Source organism: Thermoclostridium caenicola, assembly GCF_900142095.1.
Classification (GTDB): Bacteria; Bacillota; Clostridia; order DSM-8532; family DSM-8532; genus Thermoclostridium_A; species Thermoclostridium_A caenicola.
Map to the genome: position 1 here is coordinate 1 of NZ_FQZP01000070.1, position 8,564 is coordinate 8,564.

Consider the following 8,564-nt stretch of genomic DNA (forward strand, 5'->3'; position numbering starts at 1 on the left):
GCAGAATCTATTGGATACTTAGGGGGTTACAACACGGAAGCTTACTGTATCGTGTAGGAGGCTGATTTTTATTCCTACAAATCGTTGACACTATCGAGCCTGATTATGACATTGAATTTAGGTCTGCGATAAGTTATAATGAGAATGACAGGGGATGTTTGTCTCTTGTCGTTTTTATATTGAAACAACCCGGCCTGTATGTATGCATGGAGGCGGTAAAAGCAGGACAGAATATGGAAAGCGGACGGCACTTTCTGCATCTTCATATCGGAGAGGGGAAAGGGAAGACCACTGCAGCTGTGGGTATGGTCATCAGGGCTGCCGGATGGAACTGGTCTGTTCTGTTCTGCCAATTTCTTAAATCGTCTCAATCCGGAGAACTGCGGGCGCTTGGCATGCTTAAGGATCGGGTTACCCTGTTCCGTCCCGCCATGAGGCATAAGGCTTTTATATGGGAGCAAAACCCGCAGCAGCGTGAGGAAACCCGTGCCGATTTGGAGCAGGGTTGGAATCAAATCGTAAAGATGGTTGATAATCAGAACTTTGACATGATCGTGCTGGATGAAATACTGGATGTGCTGCATCTGGGACTCATTCCCGAAGGCCAGGTTTACAACCTGGTGCGCCAAGTCCCTGCCGAATGGGTTCTGACGGGTAGAACGGCCTCCCGGAGTCTCCTGGAGCAGGCCGACTACATCACCAGGATGGATCCTGTCAAACATCCCTTCCAAAAGGGAATCAAAGCCAGGCAAGGGATTGAGTTTTAGTCCCTGTCTGCGGCTCACCGGAGATAAGCCAGAAGAGAAACCGAATATTTTGATTTGAAGGGAATGCAACGATGGATAAAAGAGTTAAAGCTACTTTGGTCGTGCTGATAACCTGTCTGCTGGTTGCAGGCATTCTGTATGCCGTTATAAAAACCGGGCCGGACCCGGATATTTCCGACAATACCACGCCCACACCCGGGGCCACTTCTTCTGTGACCCCGGATCCTACGCTGCCTGCGGAAACGCCTGCCGATACCCCGGAGGCAACGGAGGAGACCACACCGGAGCCCGTTGAGGAAAGGCCTGGCCATCTTGTCCGTACCGACTATGAGAATTATCAGCCCAATGAGTCCGGGGAAATCCCCATTATCATGTTCCACAGGTTTTTGGAAGAGTACGACGGGAAGGACAAGGAATACACCACAACGTTCAGGGAGTTTGAAGCCCTGCTTGAAGACCTGTATAACCGCGGATTCCGGCTGATCAGCATGAAGGATTTCATTGAATGCAATATTGACGTACCCGCAGGCACCATGCCCATGGTATTCACCTTCGACGACGGTACGCCGGGACAGTTCAGCCTCATTGAGGAAAACGGCACCCTCAAGGTGAATCCCAAATCGGCGGTAGGCATCCTGATGGCCTTCAATGAAAAACACCCCGATTTCGGGCTGAAGGGGATATTCTATGTCAATATGGACATCGGCGACAACACCTTCAAGGGTGCCGGCACTCTGAAAGATCGGTTTGAATTCCTGCTTGAACATGGGTTCGAACTGGGCACCCATACCTGGGGCCATATCAATTACAAAACGCAGGCAAAAAGTGCGGAGGATGTGATAAACAGCCTGGGCAAAAACCAGAAAGCGGCTTATGGGATCCTTCCCGATCTCGAGTTTTACTCCCTGGCTTTGCCCTATGGCAGCCTTCCGCAATCCGATGCGCTCAAGGCCTACCTGAGGGAAGGGACCTATGAAGATATTCATTACAGGCACCAGAGCATCATGGCAGTAGGATCCAATCCGTCAAAACCTTCCATTTCCCCCGATTATAACCCGGACTATGTTCCCAGGATTCGAAGCCAGGGAATGGAGCCCGTCCTCCAGGACCTGACATGGTGGCTTCCGAAAATGACATCCGACAGGATGTTTGTCAGCGACGGTGATCCCAGCACCATAGTGGTCCCTGAAGGCAGGAAGGATCGGGTGGATACCTCCAAACTCAACGGCAAGACGCTCATCACTTATTAGTCGCAATCCCCTGGGAACTGGGAAACATTGATTATATTTAATAAATGATATACAATATGATATATGGATGGTATTCTCTCCTGATCGTCTTCTCACTCTGTCATCTTGTATATCCAGAGTTCCTTACTATGCATTTTGAAGGAGGTTTTTTCATGTCGCTCAAGGAATCCAAAAACCTGGAAAAACGAATGGATGACAACGAGGTAAAAAAGAAAGCTATCAAACTGGTTATAGCTCACCTTAAAAGAAAGGTATCAAAGGAATATATGGGAATTGAATACCTGGTGGGATGGCTGGAGGAAATGGAGGAACTTCTGAAGGCAGAGGAATTCGATATCAAGGAATACCACCGCATGAGAAGGCAGCTCAACAGTGTGATAGAAAGCACCTTGGATGAAGAAATGCGAATCAAGCTCAGAAATTCGTGGCACAGTTTCGGAAAAGCCCTGGAAAAAAAAGCAGAGCCCTATTAAAAACCCCGATGATAAAAATCGGGGTTTTTATATAGGGCATAGAATGAAGGGAGAAACGTTTTTGACTACTATGACTACATCGCTTTTCACTGTTTCAGCGCATCAAGAAATGCTTTTCCGCTTTCAATGGAAGCCAGCACGCTTTCGGGTGCAGGTCCTCCGGGAACCTTCCTGCCGCCGACACAGGCTTCCAGGCTGATGCTCTCATAGACATCCTCTGTGATACATTCGGAAAACTGCCGCATTTCCTCGATGGTCATATCCTCAAGGCCTATTTTCTTTCCGATGCAATAGGCAACCATTTTACCCACAATCTCGTGGCAGTCACGGAAAGGGATGCCCTTCCGGACCAGGTAATCGGCCAGATCGGTAGCGTTGGTAAAGCCACCCTTGGCGGCGTTACGCATATTGGCCTTGTTGATTTTCATGGTATCCAGCATTTTGATGAAAATGCCCAGGCAGCTTTTTACGTTATCTATCGCATCGAAAAGGGATTCCTTATCTTCCTGCATGTCCTTATTGTAAGCGAGGGGAAGACCCTTCATGACGGTGAGCAACGCCATGAGGCTTCCGAAGACCCTGCCGCTTTTACCCCGCACCAATTCTGCCGCATCCGGGTTCTTTTTCTGCGGCATGATGCTGGAGCCGGTGCTGTAGGCATCATCCAGCTCGATGAAGCTGAACTCACTGGAACTCCAAAGGATGATCTCCTCGCTGAAACGGCTCAGGTGTACCATGATGATGGACAGGCAGGAAGCCAGCTCCAGGGCAAAATCCCTATCACTGACACCGTCCAGGCTGTTCTCGGTGATGCCGTCAAATCCCAGTTCCTCAGCCACCATCATCCGGTTGATGGGATAGGTGGTGGACGCAAGGGCACCGGACCCCAGGGGCATGATGTTGACGCGCTTATAGCAATCGTCAAGTCTTTCGATATCCCGCCTGAACATCTGGAAATAGGCCATCAGATGGTGGGCAAGGGTGATGGGCTGAGCCCGCTGAAGATGGGTGTAACCGGGCATGATGGTGTCCAGATGGCTTTCGGACAGCTTTATCAGCGTTTGCTCCATATCGGCCAGCAACGCCTTGATGTTTTTAATCTCATCCCGGATATACATGCGGAAATCCAGGGCAACCTGATCATTGCGGCTTCTTCCGGTATGCAGTTTTTTGCCCACCTGGCCGATCCTTTCGATCAGGAGGGTTTCAATGTTCATGTGGATATCCTCTGCAGACTGGTCAAATTCAATTTTACCCTGCTCGATGTCCTCCAGGATCTCAAACAGGGTTTTTCTGATCAGCTCAGCATCAGCCGGAGGTATGATCCCGCACGCCCCGAGCATTCTTACATGGGCAGCGCTTCCCAGGATATCCTGGCGATACATTCTGCTGTCAAAACGGATGGATGCGTTAAAGTCATCCATCATGGCGTCAGTTTCTTTAGAAAACCTTCCGGCCCAAAGCTTCATGATTTTCCTCCTAATGTATCAATGGCTTCATGGAACAAGCCATGAAGTTGCCCAGGGACAACCGGCAAAGATAGGGGGGGAATTCTCTGGCGGTTGTCCCCGGCAACACTGGCTCAATCCTGGATGTTGTTGGCTTTCTTCATGGTAGCCTGTACCTTCAGGGGAAGCCCGAACAGATTGATAAAGCCTTCTGCATCCTTATGGTTGTAAACCTCATCCTCACCAAAGGTGCAGAGATCCTCCCTGAAGAGCGAGTAAGGGGATTCCACGCCGGCCGGGATGATATTGCCCTTATAAAGCTTCAGCCGGACTGTACCGGTTACATATTTCTGGGTCACATCCACGAATGCGGAAAGGGCTTCACGCAAGGGTGTAAACCACTGGCCATAGTAGACCAGTTCGGCAAATCTCTGGGCAACCAGTTCCTTATAATGCATGGTGTCGCGATCCAGACATATGCTTTCCAGTTCCCTGTGGGCAGCGTACAGGATAGTGCCACCGGGCGTTTCATAGACGCCGCGGGATTTCATGCCCACAAGACGATTCTCCACAATGTCGATGATGCCGATACCGTTCCGGCCGCCGATCTTGTTGAGTTCCTCAAGGAGCTTGACAGGAGGCAGTTTCTCTCCGTTGAGGCTGACGGGAATGCCCTGTTCAAAGCCAAGTTCGATATAGGTGGGCTCGTCAGGCGCCTTCTCGGGCGTTACGGACAATTGCAGCAGCCTGTCATAGATGGGTTCGTTGGCCGGGTTTTCAAGCTCCGAACCCTCATGGCTCAAGTGCCAGATGTTCCTGTCACGGCTGTAATTGGACTGCTTTGTAACGGGAACGGGGATATTCCTGGCAGCGGCATAATCGATGGCATCTTCCCTGGAACGGATATTCCATATTCTCCAGGGAGCAATGATCTTGAGTTCCGGAGCGAGCGCCTTCACGGTAAGCTCAAATCGCACCTGATCGTTACCCTTGCCGGTAGCCCCGTGGGCAACGGCAACCGCACCTTCCTTTTTGGCGATCTCCACCAGGCGCTTGGCAATGATGGGACGCGCGAAGGAGGTTCCCAGAAGGTACTTACCCTCATAAACGGCGCCTGCTTTCAGGGTGGGGAAGATGTAATCGGTGACGAACTCCTCGGTGAGATCCTCTATGTAAATCTTTGAGGCACCGGATTTAATTGCCTTCTCGCGCAAGGGTTCCAGTTCCTCGCCCTGGCCTACGTCGGCCGCCATGGCAATCACTTCATAATCGTAGTTTTCCTTGAGCCAGGGGATGATGATGGATGTATCCAAACCTCCTGAATAGGCAAGTACAACTTTTTCCTTGCTGCTCATGCAAATCTCTCCAATCTGTGTTAATATTAATGAAACGGGTGTATCGTGAAACTGTTTTTATTATAGCACGCAGGGCTGCGCCCTGAAGCTAATTATAATTATACGCATTTGTGTATATTTATGCAAGCCTAAAATTCAATACATGATGACATTCCACAGGAACACTAAAGGAGCATGAGCATGATAATTTTCGGAGTGGACCCGGGTTTTGCCATCACCGGGTACGGGGTGATTGAATACAGGAACAACAGGTTCAGGGTTTTGGATTATGGCGTCATTGAAACAGAAGCCAAAACCGAGCTTCCTCAAAGGCTCTGCATCATCAACGACAGGCTGCATGAACTTCTGGAACGGCACAAACCGGACGCCATGTCGGTGGAGGAGCTGTTCTTCAATACCAATATCAAGACAGCCATAGCGGTGGGGCATGGCAGGGGCGTGGCACTGCTGACCGCGGCAAAGGCCGGGATCCCCGTCTATGAGTATACGCCGCTCCAGGTCAAGCAGGCGGTTGTGGGATATGGACGGGCCAAAAAGGAACAGGTACAGTACATGGTCAAGGTCCTTCTGGGGCTTGACAGCATACCGAAGCCTGATGACGCCGCCGATGCGCTGGCTGTGGCCATATGCCATGCCCACAGAAGCGGGATGCAGACTCAGCTTCGGATCAGGCAGGATGGGCTGTAGGATGCCGAGGATTATCGCCATTGAGCCCGAAGTCATCAGCTAAAAAAGCAATAAAAAAGGCCGGTTCTCTGGAAACCGGCTGTTTTGGTATTTGGCTGCGGATCAAGGATTTGAACCCTGACAAACTGATCCAGAGTCAGTCGTGCTACCATTACACCAATCCGCAACATCTTTCTGCGACGTTGATTATTATAATATGATCATGACTTCTTTTCAAGAGGGTTTTTTCATTTTTTTCGATAGCATTTTAAGGTATTATTGAAAGAAAAAGGGGCGATGTGCAAAATCGCCCCTTAAGCGCTTAATCTTTCAGACAACCGGAACCACCCATCCGAAGGGATCGGGTTTTTCACAGTACTGGATGCCTGTGAGTTCATCATAGAGCCTGTGCGACAGTTCGCCAATCTTTCCGCCGTTGAGAATCACGCGCTGCTCATTCCAATAGAGTTCCCCGATGGGCGAAATGACCGCAGCGGTACCTGTACCGAAGGCTTCCTTCAGGAGGCCTTTCTCGTTGGCCTCGAAGACTTCCTGGATGGAAATCTTTCTTTCCGATATCTTGAGTCCCCAATGCTTCAAAAGCTCGATGCAGGACTTCCTGGTAATACCGGGAAGAATGCTGCCGTTGAGCTCAGGCGTGACGACCTCGTTGCCGATGACGAAGAAGACATTCATGGTGCCTACTTCTTCAACATATTTCCTCTCGACACCGTCCAGCCAAAGCACCTGGGTATATCCCAGATCCTTGGCTTCCTGCTGGGCCTTCAGGCTGGCCGCATAGTTGCCTGCCGTCTTTACGGCTCCGATACCTCCGGCAACTGCGCGGACATACTTGGATTCCACATATATCTTGACCGGGTTGAGGCCTTCCTTGTAATAGGCACCCACGGGCCCGGTGATGATCAGGAAATGATAAGTATTGGAGGGACGAACGCCGAGGTAGGGGTCCGTAGCGTAAATGAACGGCCTGATGTACAGCGATGTGCCCGGCGCGTCAGGTACCCAGTCCTTGTCAACTTCGATCAGCTTTTTCATGGCCATAAGAGCGAATTCCTCATCGACCTTCGGTATGCAGAGCCTCTCGCAGGACTGGTTGAGACGTTTCATGTTTTCATCCGGACGGAACAGCACGATGTGGTTGTCCCTGGTCCTGTAGGCCTTGAGGCCTTCGAAAATGGCCTGCCCATAATGGTATACCATGAGGGCGGGATCATAGAGTATGGGACCATAGGGAACAATTCTCGGATCATGCCACCCCTTGCCTTCGGTATAATCCATCATGAACATGTGGTCGGAAAAAACCTGACCGAATCCAAGGTTCTCCGACGATGGCTTTTCCTTGGGATGCTTGGTTAGTTCAATCTTTATTTCCATGATTGTCACTCTCCTTCGTTAAAATATCTTACACCTATGCTCATAAAAAATCCATCTCTTTCAGTAAGAAAAATATATATTCCTATATTAAAAGCATAAAAAAAGGCAGTACAAGCCGAATTTGCACTGCCAATAAAGCGAATATTTTTCTTGTTTCAGGCGGTATGGACCTCAGCTCCGGGAGCAGCCTCCCTGGACTTTCCGACCATTTCCTTGAACTTCTTGCTCATGCCCTCCAGCTTGCCATAGAGATCATAGCTGGGTTCAGCGCCATAGGCCACCTTCAGGTAACCGCACAGCATGTTGATCATGATGATGGAATCCAGAACGCCCCATTTCAATACGGTGATAAAGAGCAGGGTCATGATGTAGGCGATGATGACCGTGGCGAAATCACCATTGGAGATCAGGCCGAGGAAGACACCGCGGAAGAGCAGGTAGAATACCACATAGAACAGGACAAGGAAGAGAAGGATCTTGGCGCCCGTCTTCAAAATGGCCTTCCAGTTCTGGAAGTAGAGAACGATGCCGTCGCAGGCGCTTTTCCATACATTCTGTCCCTCATGGAGGAAGATGTAGGCCATGATGCACTCGTCAACATAGTTGAGAATGATATCGACGAACTTATTGAGAAGCTTGACGATTTGCTTCATACCCGGAATAAAGCCCAGGATCGCTCCGATTCCGCCCATAACCCTTTGTATCTGCCTGACGGCTCCCGACATCATTCTGTCGAGAAGGAAGAGGGCGTTGGAAGCCGCAAAGTACTTCTTCACCTTTGATACGCCGTACTGATACATGCCAAAGCCCTCCGGCACATTGCCGTTGACGGCCAGTTCGCCGATGACCGCCACATGGGCCGCCTTAATCATGTAGGCGATATACTCGCGCAGCAACCTGTATATGTACCAGCCGCCGCCACCAAACAGGCAGACCAGAAGAACGGCAAAGAATCCTTCCGGCCGGATGGCACCCAGAATGCTGATGACGATGAATGCATAAATACACATCCCGATAAAGAACACCAGGTAGGCCGCCAGTCGGATCAACATGAAGGGAATTGTTTTCATTACAATAGCGGATGGTTTCATGAAGCACATAGTGTAAAATTGTTGGGGAAGTTGTAAAATAAAATGCCGTAATATATAGAAAACTCATGGTAATCCATTGTAAAATGTTTAATAACCAAAGAAAAACATTAGCAAAGGAG

At 49.9% G+C, this 8,564-nt stretch carries 8 protein-coding genes and 1 tRNA gene; 4 read left to right on the forward strand and 5 right to left on the reverse strand.

Translation table 11 applies throughout. From position 1 onward, the window contains the following. The first annotated feature begins 233 nt into the window (after window positions 1-233). The 3 genes from F3H12_RS12440 (at window position 234) to F3H12_RS12450 (ending at window position 2,490) form a co-directional block, all read left to right on the forward strand. The gene (locus F3H12_RS12440) at window positions 234-767 is read left to right on the forward strand and encodes a cob(I)yrinic acid a,c-diamide adenosyltransferase (protein ID WP_188118529.1); all 534 of its coding nucleotides are present in this window, start codon (window positions 234-236) and stop codon (window positions 765-767) included. Window positions 768-838: 71 nt separating this feature from the next. Further along, entirely contained in the window at window positions 839-2,017 is a 1,179-nt protein-coding gene (locus tag F3H12_RS12445) for a polysaccharide deacetylase family protein (RefSeq protein WP_149679645.1), read from the forward strand. A 152-nt stretch (window positions 2,018-2,169) separates the two neighbouring features. Beyond that, window positions 2,170-2,490 carry a hypothetical protein gene (locus tag F3H12_RS12450; RefSeq protein WP_149679646.1) on the forward strand — a complete coding sequence of 107 codons (321 nt, stop codon included), beginning with the start codon at window positions 2,170-2,172 and terminating at the stop codon, window positions 2,488-2,490. Window positions 2,491-2,576: 86 nt separating this feature from the next. Here the strand turns inward: F3H12_RS12450 and argH are convergent, their stop codons facing one another. Together argH and F3H12_RS12460 are read right to left on the reverse strand one after the other, a co-directional pair. Next, entirely contained in the window at window positions 2,577-3,959 is a 1,383-nt protein-coding gene (argH, locus tag F3H12_RS12455; protein WP_149679647.1) for an argininosuccinate lyase, read from the reverse strand. 113 nt (window positions 3,960-4,072) lie between these two features. Further along, window positions 4,073-5,293, reverse strand: a complete 1,221-nt coding sequence (locus F3H12_RS12460; protein ID WP_149679648.1) for an argininosuccinate synthase — start codon at window positions 5,291-5,293, stop codon at window positions 4,073-4,075. Between the two features lie 180 nt (window positions 5,294-5,473). Here F3H12_RS12460 and ruvC point away from each other — a divergent pair, with 180 nt between their 5' ends. After that, window positions 5,474-5,980 carry a crossover junction endodeoxyribonuclease RuvC gene (gene ruvC / locus F3H12_RS12465; RefSeq protein ID WP_149679649.1) on the forward strand — a complete coding sequence of 169 codons (507 nt, stop codon included), beginning with the start codon at window positions 5,474-5,476 and terminating at the stop codon, window positions 5,978-5,980. Between the two features lie 92 nt (window positions 5,981-6,072). Here ruvC and F3H12_RS12470 read toward each other — a convergent pair. The 3 genes from F3H12_RS12470 to F3H12_RS12480 form a co-directional block, all read right to left on the reverse strand. Beyond that, window positions 6,073-6,146, reverse strand: a tRNA-Gln gene (locus F3H12_RS12470). Window positions 6,147-6,289: 143 nt separating this feature from the next. Beyond that, window positions 6,290-7,354: a branched-chain amino acid aminotransferase gene (locus F3H12_RS12475; RefSeq protein ID WP_149679650.1), complete on the reverse strand. Its 1,065-nt coding sequence runs from the start codon at window positions 7,352-7,354 to the stop codon at window positions 6,290-6,292. A 155-nt stretch (window positions 7,355-7,509) separates the two neighbouring features. Beyond that, window positions 7,510-8,406, reverse strand: a complete 897-nt coding sequence (locus F3H12_RS12480) for a hypothetical protein (protein WP_149679651.1) — start codon at window positions 8,404-8,406, stop codon at window positions 7,510-7,512. Between the last annotated feature and the right edge of the window lie 158 nt (window positions 8,407-8,564).

Coding starts and splice junctions, on each gene's coding strand:
- F3H12_RS12475 (WP_149679650.1), bottom strand. CDS start 7,354: ATGGAAATAAAGATTGAACTAACCAAGCATCCCAAGGAAAAGCCATCG.
- F3H12_RS12440 (WP_188118529.1), top strand. CDS start 234: ATGGAAAGCGGACGGCACTTTCTGCATCTTCATATCGGAGAGGGGAAA.
- argH (WP_149679647.1), bottom strand. CDS start 3,959: ATGAAGCTTTGGGCCGGAAGGTTTTCTAAAGAAACTGACGCCATGATG.
- F3H12_RS12480 (WP_149679651.1), bottom strand. CDS start 8,406: ATGTTGATCCGACTGGCGGCCTACCTGGTGTTCTTTATCGGGATGTGT.
- ruvC (WP_149679649.1), top strand. CDS start 5,474: ATGATAATTTTCGGAGTGGACCCGGGTTTTGCCATCACCGGGTACGGG.
- F3H12_RS12445 (WP_149679645.1), top strand. CDS start 839: ATGGATAAAAGAGTTAAAGCTACTTTGGTCGTGCTGATAACCTGTCTG.
- F3H12_RS12460 (WP_149679648.1), bottom strand. CDS start 5,293: ATGAGCAGCAAGGAAAAAGTTGTACTTGCCTATTCAGGAGGTTTGGAT.
- F3H12_RS12450 (WP_149679646.1), top strand. CDS start 2,170: ATGTCGCTCAAGGAATCCAAAAACCTGGAAAAACGAATGGATGACAAC.